The organism is Streptomyces sp. NPDC004266 (assembly GCF_042874095.1).
Lineage (GTDB): Bacteria > Actinomycetota > Actinomycetes > Streptomycetales > Streptomycetaceae > Streptomyces.
Genome location: NZ_JBIAMM010000008.1, coordinates 12,044 through 32,877 on the forward strand (window position 1 = coordinate 12,044; position 20,834 = coordinate 32,877).

At 71.3% G+C, this 20,834-nt stretch carries 19 protein-coding genes; 12 read left to right on the forward strand and 7 right to left on the reverse strand.

The window, feature by feature from the left end; genetic code table 11:
- Positions 1 to 82: 82 nt before the first annotated feature.
- The 3 genes from ppsA to ACFYUZ_RS20125 all read right to left on the reverse strand — a co-directional run bounded on the left by ppsA (position 83) and on the right by ACFYUZ_RS20125 (position 4,532).
- Positions 83 to 2,485: a phosphoenolpyruvate synthase gene (gene ppsA / locus ACFYUZ_RS20115; protein WP_389311048.1), complete on the reverse strand. Its 2,403-nt coding sequence runs from the start codon at positions 2,483 to 2,485 to the stop codon at positions 83 to 85.
- Positions 2,486 to 2,709: 224 nt separating this feature from the next.
- Positions 2,710 to 3,630 (reverse strand): universal stress protein, encoded by a 921-nt coding sequence (locus ACFYUZ_RS20120; protein ID WP_389311050.1) that lies wholly within the window; start codon positions 3,628 to 3,630, stop codon positions 2,710 to 2,712.
- Positions 3,627 to 4,532 (reverse strand): universal stress protein, encoded by a 906-nt coding sequence (locus tag ACFYUZ_RS20125; RefSeq protein ID WP_389311052.1) that lies wholly within the window; start codon positions 4,530 to 4,532, stop codon positions 3,627 to 3,629. The genes ACFYUZ_RS20120 and ACFYUZ_RS20125 overlap by 4 nt, the downstream gene beginning before the upstream one ends.
- A gap of 226 nt (positions 4,533 to 4,758) precedes the next feature.
- On the opposite strand from ACFYUZ_RS20125, the gene ACFYUZ_RS20130 reads away from it, so the two are divergent.
- Positions 4,759 to 5,616 (forward strand): universal stress protein, encoded by an 858-nt coding sequence (locus ACFYUZ_RS20130; protein ID WP_356073195.1) that lies wholly within the window; start codon positions 4,759 to 4,761, stop codon positions 5,614 to 5,616.
- A 3-nt stretch (positions 5,617 to 5,619) separates the two neighbouring features.
- On the opposite strand, the gene ACFYUZ_RS20135 is transcribed toward ACFYUZ_RS20130, so the two are convergent.
- Positions 5,620 to 8,334 (reverse strand): heavy metal translocating P-type ATPase, encoded by a 2,715-nt coding sequence (locus ACFYUZ_RS20135; protein WP_389311054.1) that lies wholly within the window; start codon positions 8,332 to 8,334, stop codon positions 5,620 to 5,622.
- A gap of 205 nt (positions 8,335 to 8,539) precedes the next feature.
- On the opposite strand from ACFYUZ_RS20135, the gene ACFYUZ_RS20140 reads away from it, so the two are divergent.
- Both ACFYUZ_RS20140 and ACFYUZ_RS20145 read left to right on the forward strand, forming a co-directional pair.
- Positions 8,540 to 9,079, forward strand: coding sequence for a DinB family protein (locus ACFYUZ_RS20140; protein WP_389311056.1), 540 nt, complete (start codon positions 8,540 to 8,542; stop codon positions 9,077 to 9,079).
- Between the two features lie 162 nt (positions 9,080 to 9,241).
- Positions 9,242 to 9,997, forward strand: a complete 756-nt coding sequence (locus ACFYUZ_RS20145; RefSeq protein WP_389311058.1) for a hypothetical protein — start codon at positions 9,242 to 9,244, stop codon at positions 9,995 to 9,997.
- Between the two features lie 98 nt (positions 9,998 to 10,095).
- On the opposite strand, the gene ACFYUZ_RS20150 is transcribed toward ACFYUZ_RS20145, so the two are convergent.
- The gene (locus ACFYUZ_RS20150) at positions 10,096 to 10,809 is read right to left on the reverse strand and encodes a helix-turn-helix domain-containing protein (protein WP_389311060.1); all 714 of its coding nucleotides are present in this window, start codon (positions 10,807 to 10,809) and stop codon (positions 10,096 to 10,098) included.
- Positions 10,809 to 11,708, reverse strand: coding sequence for a universal stress protein (locus ACFYUZ_RS20155; protein ID WP_389311062.1), 900 nt, complete (start codon positions 11,706 to 11,708; stop codon positions 10,809 to 10,811). Before ACFYUZ_RS20155 ends, ACFYUZ_RS20150 begins: the two co-directional genes overlap by 1 nt.
- A 372-nt stretch (positions 11,709 to 12,080) precedes the next feature.
- Here ACFYUZ_RS20155 and ACFYUZ_RS20160 point away from each other — a divergent pair, with 372 nt between their 5' ends.
- On the forward strand, positions 12,081 to 12,674 hold the full coding sequence (locus ACFYUZ_RS20160; protein WP_389311064.1) for a CBS domain-containing protein: 594 nt from the start codon (positions 12,081 to 12,083) through the stop codon (positions 12,672 to 12,674).
- Here the strand turns inward: ACFYUZ_RS20160 and ACFYUZ_RS20165 are convergent.
- Complete coding sequence (locus ACFYUZ_RS20165; protein ID WP_389311066.1) at positions 12,661 to 13,143, reverse strand: DUF1918 domain-containing protein; 483 nt, start codon at positions 13,141 to 13,143, stop codon at positions 12,661 to 12,663. The genes ACFYUZ_RS20160 and ACFYUZ_RS20165 overlap by 14 nt on opposite strands.
- Between ACFYUZ_RS20165 and ACFYUZ_RS20170 the strand changes: the two genes are divergently transcribed.
- Genes ACFYUZ_RS20170 through ACFYUZ_RS20205 form a run of 8 tightly spaced genes read left to right on the forward strand, consistent with a single transcriptional unit; the run spans position 13,142 to position 20,825 of the window.
- Positions 13,142 to 13,819, forward strand: a complete 678-nt coding sequence (locus ACFYUZ_RS20170; protein ID WP_389311068.1) for a CBS domain-containing protein — start codon at positions 13,142 to 13,144, stop codon at positions 13,817 to 13,819. The genes ACFYUZ_RS20165 and ACFYUZ_RS20170 overlap by 2 nt on opposite strands.
- Positions 13,816 to 15,618 carry an acetate--CoA ligase gene (acsA, locus tag ACFYUZ_RS20175; protein ID WP_389311070.1) on the forward strand — a complete coding sequence of 601 codons (1,803 nt, stop codon included), beginning with the start codon at positions 13,816 to 13,818 and terminating at the stop codon, positions 15,616 to 15,618. The genes ACFYUZ_RS20170 and acsA overlap by 4 nt, the downstream gene beginning before the upstream one ends.
- A complete protein-coding gene (gene pdhA / locus ACFYUZ_RS20180) occupies positions 15,618 to 16,682 on the forward strand; it encodes a pyruvate dehydrogenase (acetyl-transferring) E1 component subunit alpha (RefSeq protein WP_389311072.1) in 1,065 nt (354 codons plus the stop codon). The genes acsA and pdhA overlap by 1 nt, the downstream gene beginning before the upstream one ends.
- Positions 16,679 to 17,689: an alpha-ketoacid dehydrogenase subunit beta gene (locus ACFYUZ_RS20185; protein WP_389311074.1), complete on the forward strand. Its 1,011-nt coding sequence runs from the start codon at positions 16,679 to 16,681 to the stop codon at positions 17,687 to 17,689. Before pdhA ends, ACFYUZ_RS20185 begins: the two co-directional genes overlap by 4 nt.
- Before the next feature lies 1 nt (position 17,690).
- On the forward strand, positions 17,691 to 19,025 hold the full coding sequence (locus ACFYUZ_RS20190) for a 2-oxo acid dehydrogenase subunit E2 (RefSeq protein WP_389311076.1): 1,335 nt from the start codon (positions 17,691 to 17,693) through the stop codon (positions 19,023 to 19,025).
- A complete protein-coding gene (locus ACFYUZ_RS20195; protein WP_389311080.1) occupies positions 19,022 to 19,291 on the forward strand; it encodes a phosphopantetheine-binding protein in 270 nt (89 codons plus the stop codon). Before ACFYUZ_RS20190 ends, ACFYUZ_RS20195 begins: the two co-directional genes overlap by 4 nt.
- Positions 19,291 to 19,971, forward strand: a complete 681-nt coding sequence (locus ACFYUZ_RS20200; protein WP_389311082.1) for a CBS domain-containing protein — start codon at positions 19,291 to 19,293, stop codon at positions 19,969 to 19,971. Before ACFYUZ_RS20195 ends, ACFYUZ_RS20200 begins: the two co-directional genes overlap by 1 nt.
- On the forward strand, positions 19,968 to 20,825 hold the full coding sequence (locus ACFYUZ_RS20205; protein WP_389311084.1) for a universal stress protein: 858 nt from the start codon (positions 19,968 to 19,970) through the stop codon (positions 20,823 to 20,825). The genes ACFYUZ_RS20200 and ACFYUZ_RS20205 overlap by 4 nt, the downstream gene beginning before the upstream one ends.
- Positions 20,826 to 20,834 lie beyond the last annotated feature (9 nt).

The following is a 20,834-nucleotide window of genomic DNA, read 5'->3' on the forward strand; positions in this document are numbered from 1 at the left end:
GTGTCTGTGGTCGCCGGTCGACCGGGCTTGGCCGTCGGCCCGGCGTCCCGGGCGAGTCGGTGCCGTGTCTTCCTGGGCATGGTCACTTCTCCCTTCCTCCAGTGCCTCTTTCAAGCGTCGCCTCCGCGCGGGCCACGTGCCGTTTGACGGCTGCGAAGCTGTCCGGCGCCACGGAGATGGAGTCGAGGCCCGCGTCGACCAGGATGGCGGTGAACGCCGGATCGTCGCTGGGCCGCTGCCCGCACAGTCCGACAGGGCGGCCGGCCACGTGGGCTCGGGCGGCGAGGACCTGGACACTGCGGACGACGGCGGGATCCCGCTCGTCGAAGACATGGGCGAGGGCCTCGGAGTCACGGTCGACGCCGAGGGTGAGCTGGGTGAGGTCGTTGCTGCCGATCGAGAACCCGTCGAAGCGTTCCGCGAAGTCCTCAGCGAGGATGATGTTGGCCGGTATCTCCGCCATGACATAGACGCGCAAGCCGTTCTCACCTCGTACGAGTCCCTCCTGCGCCATCACCGCGAGCACCTGGTCCGCCTCTCCGAGGGTGCGGCAGAAGGGGATCATGACGACCACGTTCGTCAGTCCCATCCCCTCACGGACCCGGCGCAGCGCACGGCATTCGAGGGCGAATCCCTCGCGGTAGCCGTCGCTGTAGTAGCGGCTCGCACCACGCCAGCCGATCATCGGGTTGGACTCGTCCGGTTCGAAGGGCCGGCCGCCGAGCAGCCTGGCGTACTCGTTCGTCTTGAAATCACTGGTCCGGACGACGACGGGGGCCGGCCAGCGGGAAGCGGCGATCCGGGCGATCCCGTTGGCAAGGCGCTCGACGAAGTACTGTCCGCGGTCGAGGTACCCCTCGGCGAGCCGGTCGATCACGTGACGGTCGTGTGGATCGAGCCGCTCCGGGTGCAGCAGGGCCATCGGGTGGACCTTCACCTGGTGGGCGACGATGAACTCAAGACGCGCGAGGCCCACCCCGTCGGCGGGGAGCCTCCACCAGCGGAACGCGGCCGATGGGTCGGCCAGGTTGAGCATCACCCGGGTGCGCGTGTCGGGCAGCTCCGCGAGGTCGGTCAGGATCTCCTCGTACGCCAGCAGACCCTCGTGAACCCGTCCGTGCTCGCCCTCGGCACACGAGACGGTCACCTGCCTGCCCTCCTGGAGAACCTGGGTGCCGTTGCCGGTGCCGACGACGGCGGGGACGCCGAGTTCGCGGCTGACGATCGCGGCGTGCGAGGTGCGTCCGCCGTGGTCGGTGACGATCGCCGACGCCCTCTTCATGACCGGTTCCCAGTCGGGGTCGGTGACTCGGGTGACGAGAACCCCGCCCTTCGGGAAGCGGTCGAGGTCGGCAGGGGCGTCGAGGGCGACGACCGGGCCCTGGCCGATCGCCTCGCCGACCGCGATGCCCTCCACCAGGGGTGCGCTCGGGACGGCGGTCAGCCGACAGCGGCGCAGGGTCGTGGACCGCCGGCGCGACTGCACGGTCTCAGGGCGCGCCTGGACGATCCAGAGTTCGCCGGTGAGGCCGTCCTTGGCCCATTCGAGGTCCATGGGGCAGCCGTAGTGTTCTTCGATGGCGGCCGCCCAGGCGGCGAGCTCGCGGATCTCCGCGTCGGCGAGTACCCGTTGGTTCCGCTCGGCGTCGGGGGTGTCGACCGTGCGTGTCAGCCCGGTGTCCGCGTACACGGTCTTCAGCCGCTTGGTGCCGATCCGCACGTCGATCACGGGGTCGAGGGAAGGGTCCTTCATGCTGGGCTTGAACACCGTGTACTCGTCGGGGTCGACCTGTCCGCTGACGACGGTCTCGCCCAGACCCCAGGCGGCGCTCACCACGATCACCTCGGGGAAGCCGCTCTCCGGGTCGAGGGTGAAGGCGACGCCGGCGCCGGCGAGGTCGGAGCGGACCATGAGCTGGACGCCGACGGAGAGGGCGACGGCGAGGTGGTCGAAGCCCATCCGCTCGCGGTAGTCGATCGCCCGGTCTGTGAACAGGGAGGCGTAGCAGCGTCGGCACGCCTCCAGGAGCGCCTCGGGTCCTCGTACGTTCAGATAGGTCTCCTGCTGTCCGGCGAAGCTGGCCTCGGGCAGGTCCTCGGCCGTCGCGCTGCTGCGCACGGCCACTTCGGGTGTCTCCCGGTCGCTCTCCTCGGCCAGCCGCTCGTACGCGGTCAGGATGGCGTCCCGCAGCGGCGCGGGCAGTGGCTGCGTGAGGAAGAACGAACGGATGGCCGCCCCGACCTCGTCGAGCGGGGCCCCTTGGTGCAGGCGGCCGACCTGCTCCTCGACGGAGTCGCGCAGTCCGTGGCTCGCGAGAAGTTCCTCGTACGCCTCGGCGGTGGTGGCGAAGCCCGGCGGTACGCGTATGCCCGCAGCGCCGAGCCGGTTGGTCATCTCTCCCAGCGAGGCGTTCTTGCCTCCCACCCGGCCGACATCCGAGCGGCCCAGCTCCGTGAACCGTACGACGCGTCCCATCGGTCCCATGACATCCTCCGTGCTCCGTGGTCTCGGGCGTCCTCAGTACGGGAGCTGTCGGCCGGACGGGGTGCGCAGATCGAGGGAGCTCGGCCTGCGGGGCTGTCGGGGCCGGGGGCTGATCCGGATGCGCTGCATCGTGCTCACCTCTCCGGGGAACCGGCGGACGGACCGGGGTCGTCCTCTCGCCCCACCGTCCCGCGCGGAGGCCGTAGCGCCCAGTGCCGAGCGGGTCAGCGGGCGGGGGCCGGTGGGGTCGTACCGGAACGGGACCGATCGGCCCATGCAGGGTCGCCGGTCCGCCCCTCGCGCCACGGGAGGGGGACGGTGATCACGGGACACATGGCGCGGTGCAGCAGGCCGTGGACCGTCGAGCCCAGCCGCATGCCGGAGTAGCCGCCGCGGCCTCTGCGGCCGACGACCAGGGCGAGGGACTGCTGGGACACCAGGGCGAGTTGCTCGACCGGGTGTCCTCGAACGACCTCTTGGGAGATGGCGACGTTCGGATACCTCTGCGCCCACCCGGCCACTGACTCTGCCAGCAGCCGACGGCGTTCGGCCAGCCCCTCGGCCACGTCGTCGTGGGCGAGGACGGAAGGGGGCCAGACCCAGACGGCGCGCAGTCGTGTCTCGCGCAGGCTCGCCTCCGCAACGGCGAAAGCGACTGCGGCCCGTGAGGACTCGCTTCCGTCTACGCCGACGACGAGGGTCGGTGGGTGCACGGCGCCGTGTTCGGGTTCGCGGACCACGACGACGGGGCATTCGGCCCGCGCAGTCAGCGGGACGACCACGGAACTCTCGCTGAACGCTTCGGCCGCCCTGCCGAGACGGCGCGAGCCCACGACGACGAGTGCGGCGTGCGCCGCCAGGTCGTGGAGCACGGTCGCCGGCACACCGTTCACGAGTTCCGTCGCGGTTCGCAGACCGCCGTGGAGTTCCCGTACGAGGTCTTCGGCGTTGGCGATCGCCGACTCCGCTCGGAGTCGCAGGACTCTCTGGTGGGCAAGCGCGTCGTAGCGGAGCCTGTCGTGGGCGGGCGGTACGGCGACGACCAGACGGAGCGCCAGCCCTCTTCGCACGGCCTCGTCGGCGGCCCAGACAAGAGCGGGGATCGACTGCTCCCGGGGGTCGATTCCGAGCAGTATCTCGTTCACGTCTCCTCGACCCGGGTGGCGAAGGCGGGTGGGACGATCTCCACCGGTGAGCGGGCGTGGTGGAGCAGGACGTGGGCGACGCGCCCCAGGGACGGACCTGCGCCCAGAACACGGTGTTCTCTGCCCATCACGAGCAGATCGGTGTGGGCACTCGCCTCCACCAGGATCCCGGGCGTGCTCGTGCCCGTCTCGACGTGATGACTGACGATGAGCCCGGGATAGAAGTCACGCACGCGGTCGGCGAGCGCCTTGATCTCGTGCACGCGCTGCCGCGCGATCTCGTCGAGGTCGTCCAGCATGGTTGCGACGCTGCCGACGTGGGTGAGCACGTTCCAGACGCTCACCAGTCGCAACACCGCCTTACGGGCGTCCGCCTCGGCAGCCGCGACGAGCAGCCACCCGAGATCCGAGGCGCCGTGCACCGCTGCCGTCACCGAACCCGACTCTGGGCGGTCGCTGTCACCACGGACGACGATCACGGGCGTCTCGGCACGGGCCGCCACGCCCAGACCCACGGAGCCGAGCATGAGCGCGGAGAATCCTCCGAGGCCCCGGTTGCCCACCACGATCGTGCCCCGGTGGCCGGCGGCCGCCCAGAGGCCGGCGACCGGCTCCTGGCGGCTCAGTTCCTTCGTGACGGCAAGGTCGGTAAAGCGCTCTTGGACCGTGTCCGCGGTCTCGATCAGCAGGTCGCGGCCCGCTTCGCGTACCGCCTGGATCGTCTCCGCATGGGCGAAGAGGGCCCGGCGGTCGGTGTCGGCGGCGTGGACGAGATGCAGGGTCCGCCCCCGGCGGTCCGCCTCGGCGGCGGCCCAGAGAACAGCCGTGCGCCCGGAGGGGGACCCGTCGACTCCCACGACGACGTTGCCGAGCTCCGGTCGAGCGGGGATCTCGCTGGTCATGGCTTCCTCCTCCGAGGTACGCCCGGCGCTCGGGGCACGTCCCAGGGGGCGACACCTCCCACGCTGACACCGTGGTGGGCGTGCTCGGGATGGGCCGTTCGGCCCCGATCGAGACCTGCCCGGCCCTGCTGCCGGGAGGCGCGGGACCACCAGCCTGGGATTCGGGATGTCCTCTCCGATCCGGACCACGCGCGGAACGGAGAGGACACGACTGAGGAGGCAGGCCATGACTGCTCAGGTCACCGTCGGTCTGGACGGCTCGAAGGAAAGCCTCGCCGCCGTGGGCTGGGCGGCGACGGCAGCGGTGCTGCGTGAAGTGCCCCTCCGGCTGGTGCACGTGGAGGAGTGGCCGAACACCCCTGAGGTGCCCCTGCCATACGCCCGCACCATGGGCGAGCGGAGCGAGAGTCTCCTGCGGGATGAGGCGGACCGCGTGCGGAAGGACCACCCCGGCCTCGAAGTACTCACGGAGCGTGCGCGGGGTCGGGCGGCCGAGGAACTGACGGCCGCCGCGAACGAGGCGGATCTGACAGTGCTCGGATCGCGTGGGCTCGGTGGCGTCCGGGGCTTCATCGTCGGCTCGGTCTCCCTTGCCGTCGTCGGCTCGGCGCGCCAGCCCGTCGTCCTCGTGCGCGCAGAGGGCGCCCCCGTGACTCCCGAAGGCGGAATCGTGGTCGGCGTCGACATCTACCACCCGTGCGAGGCCCTGCTCGCGTTCTCGTTCAATGAAGCCGCCCGCAGGAACACGCCGCTGCGCTTCCTGCACAGCTGGACGCTTCCCGCCTCGTACGGCTACGCGGCCGTCATGGACCCGGGGATCGGCGAGGAGCTGGGCGGCCACCTCCTCGGCGGTCTGGACGACCTGGTGGGTCCGTGGCGGAAGCGGTACGCGGGCGTGGACGTGGCGGCCACAGCGGTGGTGGGCTCGCCTGCCTATCAGCTGGTCGAGGCGTCACAGAACGCGCAGCTTGTCATCGTGGGACGCCGGAATCGCAAAGTCCCACTCGGCGCGCATCTCGGCCATGTCGCCCACGCGGTCATCCACCACAGCCCCGCGCCGGTCGCCGTCGTCCCTTTGCCGTGATCTCTACGGATGTCGGCGGCTCAGGAAGAGCGTGTAGCGCTCGGGATCGGCGTCGTACGTGGTGGCGCAGTGGGTGGAGCAGAAGTGGAGTGGGCCTGCGGGACTGTCTCGGTGCTCGGGTGCGGTCGTGGGGTCGACTTCCATGCTGCACACGGGGTCGACGGGCATCTCGCGTCCGTCCGGGCCGTCCTTTTGGCGCGTCGTGTCGGTGGCGGTCTCGACGTCGGGTCGCGTCGGTGTGTCGCCCGCTTCGGGCAGAGGTGCGGGGTGCCAACGGCGCAGGCGGGAGGCGTTGGTGACGACGGACAGGGAGGACAGGGCCATGGCGGCCGCGGCGATGATCGGACTCAGCCGGATGCCCCAGAGGGGGTAGAGGGCGCCGGCTGCGAGCGGGATGCCAACGGCGTTGTAGACGAGGGCGAAGAACAGGTTCTGCTTGATGTTGCGCATGGTCGCCTTCGAGAGGCGGATGGCCGTGACGACTCCGGCGAGGGAGCCGGAGATGAGGGTGATGTCGGCGGATTCGATGGCGACGTCCGTGCCGGTGCCGATGGCCAGTCCGACGTCGGACTGAGCGAGGGCGGGGGCGTCGTTGATGCCGTCGCCGACCATGGCGACGGTCCGGCCTTCGGCCTGGAGGCGGTGGATCTCGTCGGCCTTGTGCTCAGGCAGCACCTCCGCCAGGACTCTGGGGATGCCGACCTGGCCGGCGATCGCGGCGGCGGTGCGGGCGTTGTCGCCGGTGAGCATGACGACCTCGGTGTCCAGGTGTCGCAGGGCCGCGATCGCCTGGGCGGAGTCGTCCTTGACGGTGTCGGCGACGGCGAGCACCCCGGCGGGGCGGCCGTCGACCGCGGCGAGGACGGGTGTCTTCCCCTCGGCCGCCAGGTTCGCGGCGACGGTGTCGAGAGGGGTGGTGTCGACGCCGGTGTCGTGGAGGAGCCGGCTGGTGCCGGCCAAGAGGGTGTGGCCGTCGGCCGTGGCGCGGACGCCCTTGCCGGTGACGGAGTCGAAGCCGGTCGCGGTCGGCGGCTGGAGACCGCGGTCGCGGGCACCGGAGACGACGGCCTGGGCGAGGGGGTGTTCGCTGTCGGTCTCGGCAGCGGCGACCAGCCGCAGGAGTTCTGCCTCGTCGACTCCGTCGACGGGGCGGACGTCGGTGAGGACCGGCTTGCCGACGGTGACCGTGCCGGTCTTGTCGAGAACGACGGTGTCGAGCTTGTGGGCGGTCTCCAGGGCTTCGGCGGAGCGGATGAGGATGCCCGCCTGCGCGCCTTTGCCGGTACCGACCATGACCGAGAGAGGGGTGGCCAGGCCGAGGGCACAGGGGCAGGCGATGATCAGGACGGCGACGGCGGAGACCAGGGCGAGGGTGAGCGCCGGTGCGGGTCCGATCGTGTACCAGAGAGCGAACGTCGCGATCGCGATGCCGATCACCACGGGGACGAAGTAGGCGGAGATCGCGTCGGCGAGGCGCTGGATCGGAGCCTTGGACGCCTGCGCCTGCTGCACCAGCCGGATGATCTGGGCGAGCACGGTGTCCGCGCCGACCTTGGCCGCGCGCACCCGCAAGGAACCGGTGGTGTTGACGGTGGCGCCGATGACACCTTCGCCCGCGTGCTTCGTGACCGGCATCGGCTCGCCCGTCACCATCGACTCGTCCACGGCGGACGAGCCCGACAGGACCTCGGCGTCGACGGGGATCTTCTCCCCGGGGCGGATGACGATCTCGTCCCCGACGACCACCTCGTCGACGGGCATCTCGGTCTCGGCGCCGTCGCGCAGGACGCGTGCGGTGCGGGCCTGCAGCCCGATCAGAGCGCGGATCGCCTCACCCGTGCCGGCCTTGGCCCGCGCCTCCAGAAGACGGCCCAGCAGGATCAGGGTCAAAATGACGCCGACCGCTTCGAAGTACACCTCCCGTACGTCCTCGGGGAGCAGCCCCGGGGCGAGGGTGACGAGCAGACTGAATCCGTAGGCGGCGCTCGTGCCCAGGGTGATCAGGGAGTTCATGTCCGCCGACCGGTGGCGCAGGGCCAGCCAGCCGATGACGTGCACAGGCCGGCCGGTGTAGAACATCACCGGCGTGATCAGTGCGAGCTGGAACCAGTGGTTCAGCATCCAGCCGGGCACCCACTCGGCGCCGAACAGCTCGTGCGCCATCACGGCGAACAGCACCGGCGCGGTGAGCACCGCGCCCACGGCGACGCGGCGGGTCAGGTCCTTGATCTCCGCCTGGCGCTCGGCGATGTCGGCCGCCTCCGCGTCCTCGGCCGCCGGCTCCCCCGCGCTCGGCGCCGCTTCTTCTCCTGACACCGCGCCCGGCTCCGGTGCTCTGCCGTCGGCGGGTTCGACGACGAGGGTCCCGTGGATCATGTTCATGCCGCAGGCGAACCCGTAGGTGCCGGGCCGGTCAGGGTTCAGCCGCACGGTCGTGCGGGTGTGGGCGGGAAGGCCGGCTCCGACCTTCAGATCGGGGAACACCACGCGGGAGGTGCATTCGCCGGCCTCCTGCCGGTCGAAGACGAGTTCGACCGGTGTGCCCTGGCGGACCTTGATCAGGTTCGGGCTGTAGCCGCCCCGCACGGTCACGTCGACCCGCTGTACACCTTCCTCCACGCGGACCGTGCCGACCTTGCGCGGTCCGAAGAAGTACCAGCCCAGGACGGCGATGAGCCCGGCGGCGGCCAGGATGACGACGACGTCCGCGACGGACATGGCACTCGCCTCCTCGTGCCTGCTCTCCCAGCCTCCCGCTCAGCATCCGCGTCGGCCACTCTCGGCCGACACGGACTGACCGGCCCGCCGAGGAGGAGCATCGCAAGTCTTGCCACGTCCACGCGCTGCCGCTGGTGTCGGGCCCTCGGATAGGCGCATCATCGCTGTCTCGGCGCAACTTCAGTGTCGACGGAGAGCAGTAGCCATGACGAACACGCATCCGATGGATCGGCAAGCGGTGTACGACGACTACGAGCGCGTCCGGCAGACCTTCCACCGTCTCCTCGATACCGCCTCAGAGGCTGCCCTGGCCCGGGCTACCGACGGAACCCGGTGGAACAACGAACAGCTGCTGTGGCACATGCTCTTCGGCTACATGGTCACCGTGCGGCTGCTGTTCCTTGTGCGCTTCTTCGGGCGGCTTCCCGCAGGCGTGGGGAAGGGGTTCGCCCAGGCACTGGATGCAGCAACAGCGCTGTTCGACCTCATCAACTATCTCGGGCCGTGCGGGGCCGTGAAGGTCTACGGGCGACGCCGGATGGACGCTGCGTTCGACCGCCTCATCGACTCACTCCACCGCAAGCTCGCGGCGGAGTCCGAGGCCGCCCTCGCCCGCGGCATGCCCTACCCGATGCGATGGGATCCCTTCTTCAAGGACTTCATGACGCTCGCGGACATCTACCGCTACCCGACGCAGCACTTCGACTTCCACCACGCTCAGCTCACCCTGGACGGTGCCCGCTGACCCCGAAGGCGTCCCGGGCCGTCTCATCAACGGGCCGATCGGCACACCTGCCTGGTCCGGACGGCCCTAGGCGGTCCTTGCGGCCGCAGAGAGGCTGGAGGGGACATTTCCCGCGGCCACCGATCCCACCGCCGGGCTGAACGGCCGGGAAGGGTGACGAGCATGCCCAGGACGAGCAGGCTGACCGCCGCCGTACTGGCGGCCCTCGTGCTGTCAGGCACACCGGCCTCTGGATGCGCGGCCGGCGACAGCACCGGCGGCACGTCCCCCAGCCCAGCCGCCGCCCACCCCCACCCCGCGAGCAGCGATTGCTGGAGGCCAGGCGTCTCGGGCGACGACTGGGACGACTGGGAGTCGTGGGAACCCGGCATGGGGCCGGGCATGATGGGCCGCGATGACTGCGACTGGGGTCCCGGCATGGCGAACGGGCACTACTGGCAGCGTGGCGACGGCACCCCGGTCAAGACCCTGGACCAGGCCCGCCGGCGGGCCGAAACCTTCGCCGACCCGCTCGGCCTGCGTGTCGGCGAGGTCATGCAGTTCTCGAAGAACTACTACGCCGAACTGGAAACCCCTGACGGGAAGCCGGCCACGGAGATCCTCGTCGATCCGTCCGACAGTGACACCGGAATCGAGTACGGGCCGGCGATGATGTGGAACACCGACTACGGCATGCACCACCGCGGCCGGACCCAGACCCGGATCTCCCCCGACCAGGCCCAGAACCGCGCCCAGAAGTGGCTGCGTGACCGGGGCAGCGGCCTGACCGCCGGCGAGGCCGAGGCGTTCCCCGGCTACTACACCCTGCACACGCTGCGCTCGGGGAAGATGGTCGGCATGCTGTCGGTCAACGCTTCCACCGGCGCCGTGTGGGACCACACCTGGCACGGCACCTACGTCGCCACCAGCGAGCACTGACGCCGCGTCCGCCCCTGACCGGGGCCGTCAGCCATGTGCTGACGAACGCTTCTCTGCGCGATCGTCAGAGCCGGACGGGGCGGGCACCGCCGCCGAGATCACGCCTGGTCAGCAGGCCCGTTCGAAGTGCCGGGCGCGCCCGGCACCCGGATGCGGCGGCCGGTCACGCGACGCGGCGTGAGCGTCACCATGGTGTCGCGCCCCTCCCCGGCCCACGGCTCCGGGCGGCCGGCGTCCGTGATCCTCCGTACCGGGGCCTCGTCCGACACCGTGCGTACCGGACCGACGAGGAGCACGCTCCAGCCCTGGCTGAAAGCCTCGTCCAGGCGGTCCTCCTCGAAGGCGACCTCCGCGCCGGATCCCGAAGCGCGCGCGAGGGACGAGTCGGCGGCGGTCATGAAGACGATCTCTCCGTCGACGACTCGATAGTTCACAGGGAAGACCGCCAGGCCGTCCCCTCCCTCGACGGCGACCCGGCCGACGCCGTGGCCGTCGAGCAGCTCCCAGCACTCCGTCTCGCTGATCTCCTCCATCCGTGCCCGGTGTCCGGCGTGGCCTCCTCCGGGCGCGAGGTCCGCCTTGTACCCGGTGAGGTCCTGGACGGTGGTCTCCAGGGCGTTCGCGAGCCGGACCAGGAATTCGACGCCCGGGGTCGGCACCTGCTCCTCGACGTAGGCGATGAAGCCTGGTGCGGAGCCGGCCCGCTCGGCCACCTCCTCCCGGGACAGGCCCAGCTGCGTGCGCCGTGCCGCGACGCGACGGCCCAGGTCGCTCGTGGCGTGCGGCGCGTGCCGGTCATCGGCCGAGTTCATCACCGGTCTCCTTCCATGGGCTCCGGATTCCGCTGGGGTACGACGGCGACCGGGCACGAGGCGTGGTGCAGGGCGCGGTGGGCGACCCGGCCGAGTTCCAGGCCGACGAGCCCGTCCCTGCGTCGCGCCCCGACGACCAGCAGGTCGGCGGCGGCGGAGCGCTCGGTCAGTACCGTGTGGGCGGGGCCCTCGACCGAGCTCCTGCGCAGGCGGACCCGGGGATGGTCGGACGCCGCGGCCTCCAGGGCCTTGTCGAGCAGTTCGGTGGACTCTTCCGCGAAGGAGGCTCCCCCGGCGCGCTTCATCAGCAGGTGGTCGGCCGGTCCGTGCGCCGGTCGTCGCCAGGCGCGGACGACGTCGAGTTCCGCGTCCCGGGCCGCCGCCTCGCGGAAGGCGAAACGCACGGCGGGCGAGTCGACGTCGTGTTCTCCGACGCCGAGCAGCACGCGTCCGTGGCGTGCCTCCAGGGCGTGCCGGTCCCCCCGGACGACGACGACCGGACAGGGGGCCCGGGCGGCCACGACGAGGCCGACGGAGCCGAGCAGAAGGCCGGCGAACCCGCCGCGCCCGTGGGACCCGACGACGAGGACCGCTCCCTCCTGCCCCTCCCTGAGCAGCGCGGTGGACGCGTCCTCGGCCAGGACCGCCGTGGTGAGGGGGAGGTCGGGGGCGCGGCGCCGGGCGCGTTCGGCCGCGGTGCCGACGATGCCCTCCGCGAGGACCTGGCCCGAGGGCCGGTCCGTGGCCCAGGTCGGCACAGCCCCTTCGTACCGTTCCCACAGCGAGGCGTGGACGATCCGCAGGGGAAGCCCGTGCCGTACCGCTTCGTCGACTGCCCAGTCCAGGGCCGTGAGACTGGCGTCGGACCCGTCGACTCCCGTCACCAGAGGCGACTCCATCGTGTCCACCCGCCTTTCCACGTCGTGGGGCGGCCTGCTGCCACGCTCGCACCAGCCTGCGGGCGCTGGGTAGGGCCGGTCGGCCCCGGGCGTGGTCCGCCCGGACCACGCGTGGAGGTGGCACCCCCAGACACGGCTGAAGGAGGGGCCCATCCGCTTCTCGCGGATCCTGATCGCGCGGTGCACGGCTCGAAGCCGCTTCCCCGCGTCCCTGGGGCGGGCCCCTCCTCACTTTCAGGAAAGCACCGGTCGACGGTCCGTGCCAGGGCTGCCCGGGTCGGGACGTGCCCCTTTCGGCCCTTGCCGCTGCCGCCCTGCGGCGACACGCTCTCAGCAGCAGGACTCGGGGCGCAGGAGTACCGGAGGCCGGTCATGAAGCACCCACGTACCGTCGACGACGTGATGACCCATGCGGTGGTCTCCGCCAGGCTCGACGCACCGGTCAAGGAGATCGTCCGGTCCATGAGGCGCTGGGGCGTGAGCGCGGTTCCCGTGCTGTCGGCCGAGGGGCGGGTGGTCGGCGTGGTGTCCGAGGCGGACATTCTCGGCAGGGTTCCGGGAGAGGACAGCATGGGATCGGTGACGGCGGGCAGCCTGATGTCGGCGCCGGCCGTCACCGTGTCGCGCGGTGCCACGATCGCGGGGGCCGCTCGGCTGATGGGGCGGGGTCGTCTCAAGCGGCTTCCCGTGGTGGACGAGGACGGCCGCCCGGTCGGTGTCGTCAGCCGGGGCGACCTGCTCAAGGTCTACCTGCGCCCCGACGCCGAAGTCGCCGAGGACGTGAGGCACGAACTCCTCACGCACCTGATCCCGGAAGGCGACACCGCCCTCACCGTACGGGTCGCGGACGGCGCGGTGACGCTCACCGGGCGGCTGCCCGAGTCCGTATCCGCGGATCTGGCTCTGCGGCTCGCCCGGGCGGTCCCCGGCGTGGTGGACGCGGCCGCGGAGTTCACGACCGCGTAGCGGCCTTCGCGCCATGCGTCGCGTCATGCGTCGGAAAGTGCTGGACCCGCGCGTCCGGGCCCGGGAACACCAGAGTGACCCGGCCCGTGTCCGACCATCGGACGTCGAAGGGGGGAGTTCCGTCGGTGTGGTGCAGCCCGACGATCTCACCGTCACGCCCCTCGTCGCCGACCGTGGCACCACCCACGATCAGCCGGTCTCCGACATGAGCCCACAGCCCGGCGCGTGGCCTCTCCTGGGCTTGCCGTGTTCCGGTCGCGGTCATCGCTCTCGCCTCCCGGCCCCGCGCGCCCGGCCGCGGCCTCCCCGAGACCGGTGCTCTCGCCTCCACCATGCGTCCTGGCCGGCCGACCGTCATAGGGGCGAACAGTCCCGGAAGGGGACCATTCGGCTCTGCCCGAGGGTCGGCTCCACGCAGCAGGGTGAGATCTACCGGGGCCCGCCACGTCCCGTGAAGGAGGACCGTCATGCAGCACCGTACGGTTTTCGAGGTGATGACCCACTCCGTGGTCACTGCCGCCCCGCAGACCTCGTTCAAGGAGATCGCCCGGCTCTTCGCCGAGAACGACGTTTCGGCGGTCCCGGTCGTCGACCCGGACCGACGCCTGCTCGGCGTGGTCTCGGAGGCCGACCTGCTGCGGACCACCGCCGAGCTCCCCGATCTGGAGGGCCGCTCGGCGGGCGTCCGTCTCCTGTCCCAGGAGCGCGGGCTGCCCGACGCGGAGACGGCCGCCCAGCTGATGACCTCGCCGGCCGTCACGGCGCAGCCGGGCTGGAATCTCGTCGAGACTGCCCGGACGATGCACCGCAAGGGGGTGAAGCGGCTTCCCGTCACCGACGAGACCGGTCGGCTCGTCGGGATCATCAGCCGCAGCGACCTGCTGCGCCCGTTCCTGCGCAGTGACACCGCGATCCGCGACGAGATCGAGCACGACGTCCTGTCCGACACCCTGCGCCTCGCCCCCGACACGATCCGTGTGACCGTCGACGACGGAGTCGTCAGGCTGACGGGCCGGGTCGACGAGCGCGCTGACATCCCCGTGATCGTGCGGCTCTGCCGCTCGGTCGACGGAGTGGTCGCCCTGCACGAATCGATCGATTACTCCTACGACAACCTCGCGCTCGACGTGGAGCCACCGCGATGAAGGCCCTGTGGGTGGCCCCGGTCATGCCCGACTACGAGAGCGCCCGGGACACGTTCTCCTGGCGGCGCGAACGGTCCCGGCTCGCCGGGCTGCCGGACGGCGGCATCAACATCGGGTACGAGACGGTCGACCGGCACCTGCGTGAGGGCCACGGCGAACACGTCGCGCTGCGCTGCATCGCCCGCGACGGATCGACGCAGACGGTGACCTTCTCCCGGCTCGCGGCCGAGAGCTCCCGCTTCGCGCACGTGCTGGAAACACTGGGCGTGGAACGCGGTGAGCGGGTGTTCACCCTGCTCGGCCGCCGGTTCGAGCTGTACAGCACCGTCCTCGGCACGCTGCGGGCCGGACGAGTCCTGTGCCCCCTGTTCACCGCCTTCGGTCCCGAACCAGTCGTGCTGCGCATGGAGTTGGGCAACGCCAGGGCTCTGGTCACGACCCGGGAGCTGTACGAGCGCAAGGTGGCCCCCATACGGTCCCGACTTCCGCACCTGCGCCACGTCCTGCTCCTCGACCCCGGCACCGACCCGCCCCCGGACACCCTCTCCTTCCCCGCTCTCACGTCCGCCGCACCGGACGAGTACACCGTGGGACCGACCGATCCGGCCGAGCCGGCGCTGCTGCACTTCACCAGCGGCACGACGGGCACTCCCAAGGGCGCGATACACGTGCACGAGGCCGTCCTCGCCCATCACGTCACCGCCGCCTACGCCCTGGACCTGCACGAGGGCGACGTCTTCTGGTGCACCGCCGATCCAGGATGGGTCACGGGCATGTCGTACGGCATCATCGCCCCGCTCACCCACGGGGTGACGACCGTCGTCGACGAAGGGGACTTCGCCCCCGCCCGCTGGTACGGGATCCTCGCCGACCAGCACGTCACCGTCTGGTACACGGCCCCGACCGCGCTGCGCATGCTCATGCGGGCCGCACCACGCAGCGGCGATTCCACGCCTGCCGCGCGCCACGACCTCTCCGCGCTCCGCTTCGTCGCGAGCGTCGGCGAGCCGCTCAACCCCGAGGCCGTGCACTGGGGCCAGGAGGTGCTCGGGCTGCCGGTCCACGACACCTGGTGGCAGACCGAGACGGGCGCGATCATGATCGCCAACTTCGCGGCCGATCCCGTACGGCCCGGTTCGATGGGCCGACCTCTTCCCGGTGTCGAAGCGGCCGTACTGGCATGCGGCGAGGACGGCCGGGCCGCGGTCACCGGCGGACGCGTCCAGGTTCTCCAGGAGCCGGGTGTCCAGGGCGAGCTCGCCCTGCGGGCGGGCTGGCCCTCGATGTTCCGCCGCTACCTCCACGAGCCGAGCCGTTACGAGGCGTGCTTCGCCGACGGGTGGTACCTGACCGGCGATCTCGTCAGCCGCGACGCCGACGGCTGGTACTGGTTCGTGGGCCGGGCCGATGACGTCATCAAGTCCGCGGGGCACCTCATCGGCCCGTTCGAGGTGGAGAGCGCGCTGATGGAGCACCCGGCGGTCGCCGAGGCCGGTGTCATCGGACGTCCGGACCCGCTGGCCGGCTCGATCGTCAAGGCGTTCGTGCTGCCGCGCACCGGGTATCCGCCCGACGACGAACTGCGGCGCGACGTCATGGCGTTCGCCCGACGGAGGCTCGGCCCGGCCGTCGCCCCCCGGGAGATCGAGTTCGTCGAGGACCTGCCCCACACCCGCAGTGGAAAAGTGATGCGCCGCCTGCTGCGGGCCCGCGAACTCGGCCTGCCCGAGGGCGATGTGTCCACGCTGGAGACACCCGAACCGGCCGGGACGGCCGACACGTCCGGGAAGGAGCCGTGATGGCCACCGCACACGGCGGCACGTCCGCCGGGACGTCGCAGACGAAGCGCCCCCGTCGCACTCGTGGTGCCGCGATGCCCTCCCCCACTCCTACGGCGGCCCACGACCTGGACCTCCTGCGGCAGATGCTGCTCATCCGGCGGTTCGAGGAACGGTGCGTCGAGCTGTACAGCGCGGCGGCGATACGAGGCTTCGTCCACCTGTACATCGGCGAGGAGGCGGTGGCGGTCGGCGTCCACCAGGCGCTCGACGAGCGGGACGCGGTGGTTTCCACGTACCGCGAACACGGCCACGCGCTGGCCCGTGGGGTACCGCCCGAGGCCGTGATGGCGGAGATGCACGGGAAGACCACCGGGTGCAGCCACGGCCGCGGCGGCTCCATGCACCTCTTCGACGCCGGCCGCCGCTTCTACGGCGGCAACGCGATCGTCGGCGGCGGACTGCCCCTCGCGGCCGGTCTTGCCCTCGCCGGCCGGATGCGCGACGAGTCCCGGGTGACCTGTTGCTTCTTCGGTGACGGGGCCTTCGCCGAGGGCGAGTTCCACGAGACCGCCAACCTGGCGGCCCTCTGGGAACTGCCCGTGCTCTTCGTCTGTGAGAACAACCTGTACGCGATGGGGACGGCCCTCGCGCGCGAACACGCCCAGACGGACCTCTCCCTGCGGGCCGCGTCGTACGGCATGGCGGCCTGGGCCGTGGACGGCATGGACGTACACGCCGTGGAGAAAGCGGCGCGCGGGGCTGTCGAGTCCATGCGCGCCGGCAACGGACCGCATTTCCTGGAGATGCGGACGTATCGCTTCCGAGCACACTCGATGTACGACCCGGATCGGTACCGACCGAAGGACGAGATCGAGGAGTGGAAACGGCACGACCCTGTCACGGGCCTCGCCGACCGTATGACCGCGTCCGGTCTCCTCGATGCCGCCGCGCTGGAGGCTCTGAACCACGAGGTCACGGAGGAGATCGACCGAGCCGTCCTGACGGCCGAACAGGCTCCCGAGGAGCCGGCCGAAGACCTGCTGCTCCACGTCACCGGTCGACACGAGGAGGCTCCGTCATGAGCACGCGTACGCGGCCGCGGGCGCACCCCGACGACGGCACCACCACCTACAGGGAGGCCCTGCGGGAGAGCCTGCGCGAGGCGCTGACCACGGACGACCGGGTCTTCCTGATGGGCGAGGACGTGGGCCGCTACGGCGGGTGCTTCGGCGTGAGCCTCGGCCTCCTGGAGGAGTTCGGACCGGATCGCGTCCGGGACACACCTCTGTCGGAGTCCGCGTTCGTCGGAGCCGGCATCGGCGCCGCCCTGGCCGGGATGAGGCCCGTCGTCGAGATCATGACAGTCAATTTCAGCCTGCTGGCCCTTGACCAGATCCTCAACAACGCCGCCACCTTGCGCCACATGTCCGGCGGACAGCTCGGAGTGCCACTGGTGATCCGCATGACGACCGGCGCGGGACGACAGCTGGCCGCCCAGCACTCCCACAGCCTCGAAGGCTGGTACGCGCACATCCCCGGGCTCCGGGTCCTGGCGCCGGCCACGGTCGACGACGCCCGCCATGTGCTGGCAGCTGCGCTCGCCGACCCCGACCCGGTCCTGCTCTTCGAACACGGCAGCCTCTACAACGCGGCCGGCATGCTCGATCCGGCGGTCCATGACGTCGACCTGGACCGCGCGGCCGTCCGCCGCGAGGGCACCGACGTCACGGTCGTCGCGTACGGCGGCTGTGTGGCCAAAGCCCTCGAAGCCGCGGAGGCGATGGCCGGGGAGGGGATCAGCGCGGAGGTCGTCGACCTGCGGACGCTGCGGCCCCTGGACGACGCCACGATCGTCGGCTCGGTCCGGCGGACCCACCGGGCCGTCGTGGTGGACGAGGGCTGGCGCAGCGGCAGTCTGTCGGCCGAGGTCGAGTCGCGTATCTGTGAACAGGCGTTCTTCGACCTCGACGCGCCCGTCGAACGGGTCTGCAGCGCGGAGGTCCCCATTCCGTACGCCCGCCGGCTGGAGGAGGCGGCGCTCCCCCAGCCGGCCGGAATCGTGGCGGCGGCGCGCCGGGTGGTGAGCTGAGATGGCCGAGTTCACGATGCCGTCGCTCGGCGCCGACATGGACGAGGGCCTGCTTTCCCAGTGGCTGGTGCACCCGGGTGACCCGGTGACGCGGGGCGACGTCATCGCCGTGGTCGAGACCGCCAAGTCCGCGATCGAGGTGGAGTGTTTCGACAGCGGCACGGTCGAGGCCCTCCTCGTCGACGAGGGCACCACCGTGCCGGTGGGCACCCCGCTGGCACGTATCGGCACGACCGCCGGGAGCCGGCCCACCGAAAGGCAGCCCACCGCCCGAAGACAGCCCGTCGAAGGCCCGCCGCCGTCGACACCCCTGGTCCGCCGACTCGCCGAGGACCGGCACGTCGACCTCGCCGCCGTCCATGGTTCGGGCCCGGGAGGCAAGATCACACGCACGGACGTGGAACACGCGGAACCGAAGCCGGGATCTGCGCCGGCACCAGAGCGCGACAAGACCGCGCCGACGCCACGGCCGGCGAAGCCGGCGCGCAGCGACGACTCGACGGGGAAGCGTCCAGCTCCAGTGCGCGTGAAATCCTCACCGCTCGCGCGGCGGCTGGCCACGGAACTCGGCGTCGACCTCGCCGAGGTGACCGGCACGGGGCGGGGCGGCACCGTCCGTGCCGAGGATGTCCGTTCCGCCGCAGCCGCCGAGGGCGCACCGCGGCCGGCCGTCCCGGATGCGGCACGGGCGGCCACCGCCCGGCTCATGAGCCGGTCCAAGCGGGAGATCCCGCACTTCTACCTCTCCACGACCGTGGACATGGCAGCGGCACTGGAGTGGATGCACGCGCGCAACCGCGAACTGCCTCTGTCCGCCCGTCTGGTGCCCGCCGCACTCACCTTCAAGGCCGTAGCGATGGCTGCGCGCAAGGTGCCCGAGCTCAACGGGCACTGGGGCGACGACGGCTTCGTCCCGGCGGAGGAGGTACGGCTGGGCGTCGCCGTTTCCCTGCGGGGCGGTGGCCTTGTCGCCCCGGCCCTCGCACACGCCGACACGCTCTCCGTGGCCGAGGTGATGGCCGCGGTCAAGGATCTGGTGGCACGGGCACGGGGCGGTCGGCTCCGCGCGTCGCAGACCGCCGATCCCAGTCTCACCGTCACGAACCTCGGCGACCAGGGCGTCGAAGCGGTGTTCGGCGTCGTCTACCCGCCGCAGGTCGCGCTCATCGGCCTCGGCAGAATCGTCGAGCGGCCGGTGGCCGTGAACGGCCTGTTGGGAGTGCACCCCGTGCTGACGGCGACGCTGTCCGCCGATCACCGAGCCGCCGACGGTGCCACCGGCGCGCGTTTCCTGACCGCCATGGACCGGCTCCTGCAACAACCGGAGGAACTGTGAACCACTACCAGGCCAAGGAGTTCGTCCGGCAAGCCGTGCAGCGTGTCGTCCCCGGCGCCGAGTTCACGGGGCTCGATCCCCGCGTGTCTCTGCGGGACACGTTCGAGATGGATTCGCTGGACTTCCTCGAGTTCGTCGAGGCGCTCGCCGAGCTCAGCGGGACGGAACTCACCGAGGACGACTATCCGGCCCTCGACACCTGGGACGGCTGCGCCGCTCGCCTGGTGGGCGAGGAACGTACGCCCGCACAAGAAAGGAGAGGGTGATGCGTCACCGCAGGATCGGCGAGCTGATGACACGCGAAGTGGTGAGTGTCCGCGGCGACGCCTCGTTCAAGGAGGTCGCCCGCACGCTCTCGCAGCACCGGGTGACCGCCGTTCCCGTACTGAACGGCGGGGGCAGGGTAGTTGGGGTGGTTTCGGAGGGGGATCTGCTGCGCAAGACCGCCGACCAGGCCGCCGCACCGGGTGATCGGCCGGCCGTTCCGAACCTGGAGGCATGGGAGCGCGCCAAGGCCGAGGGGACACGGGCCGAGGAGCTGATGTCGGCACCCGCCGTGTGCGCCCGCCCGGACTGGACCGTGGCGGAGACGGCGCGGCTGATGGAGGTCCAGGGCATCAAGCGGCTCGTCGTCGTCGACGACGAGGACAGGCTGGTGGGCATCGTGAGCCGCCGCGATCTGCTCGGCATCTTCCTCCGCCAGGACGACGACATCCGCCGGGAGATCGTCGAGGACGTGCTCCGCGACACGCTGCGTCTCGAACCCACCGCCCTCACCGTCGGGGTGCGCGACGGGCGGGTGGACCTCGCCGGCCGGCTGCGCTTCCGGGGCATGATCCCGGCGATCGAACGCATGGTCGCGACCGTCGACGGCGTGGTCTCGGTCTCCTCCACCCGTCTCACGTACGACACAGATGACACCACACGAGGAGGTACGCGGTCATGACCCGGAACATCGTGGTCGGCCTGGACGGCACAGAACAAGCGACGGCCGCCGCGGAATGGGCAGCCGAGGAGGCGCTGCTGCGCGGCACCGGCGTGCACCTGGTGTACGCCAGGGAACCGGTACCGGAGAGCGTGCTGTCATTCATGCCACGAGGGTCCGACGAGACGTGGGCCGAGGAGATGCTGTCGCGCACCGCCGCACGCCTGCGCGAGCGCCGTCCCGGCCTGGCGGCGACCACCCGCCTGCTGCCTGCGGGGTCCGTGCCGGGCCTCGTCGCCGCGGCCGAGGAGAGCGAGCTGCTGGTTCTCGGTTCACGGGCCCTCGGCAGTGTGGCCGGCTATCTGCTCGGCTCGGTCGGCCTGACGGTCGCCGGCGCGGTCGAACGGCCTGTCGTGCTGGTACGGGCCGGCAGCGGGGCGACCGATCCGAGAGGCCCGGTCGTGGTCGGGACCGACGTGCGACAGCCCGTGGACGCCGTGCTGGGTTTCGCCTTCGAGGAAGCCGCCCGGCGTGACTCCCTGGTCCATGTCGTGTACGCGGAGCAGCTTCCGCTGTTCGCCGGCCCCGGGCCCGCCATGGTCCCGGACATCCGCCTTGCCGTGGCTCCGGAGATCGAGCGTTCGCTGGATGAGCTGCTGGACCCTTGGCGCGCGAAGTACCCGGACGTGGGGGCCGCCGCCCGCGTGGTGGTCGGATCGGCCGGCCTCGAACTGGTCGAGGCTGCCGGGGACGCCGCGCTCGTGGTGGTGGGTCGGCGTACTCGCCATTCGGCTCTGGGCGCACACATCGGGAGCGTGGCCCACGCGGTGCTGCACCACAGCCCAGTGCCTGTGGCCCTCGTGCCCCACGCCTGAACTCGGTGC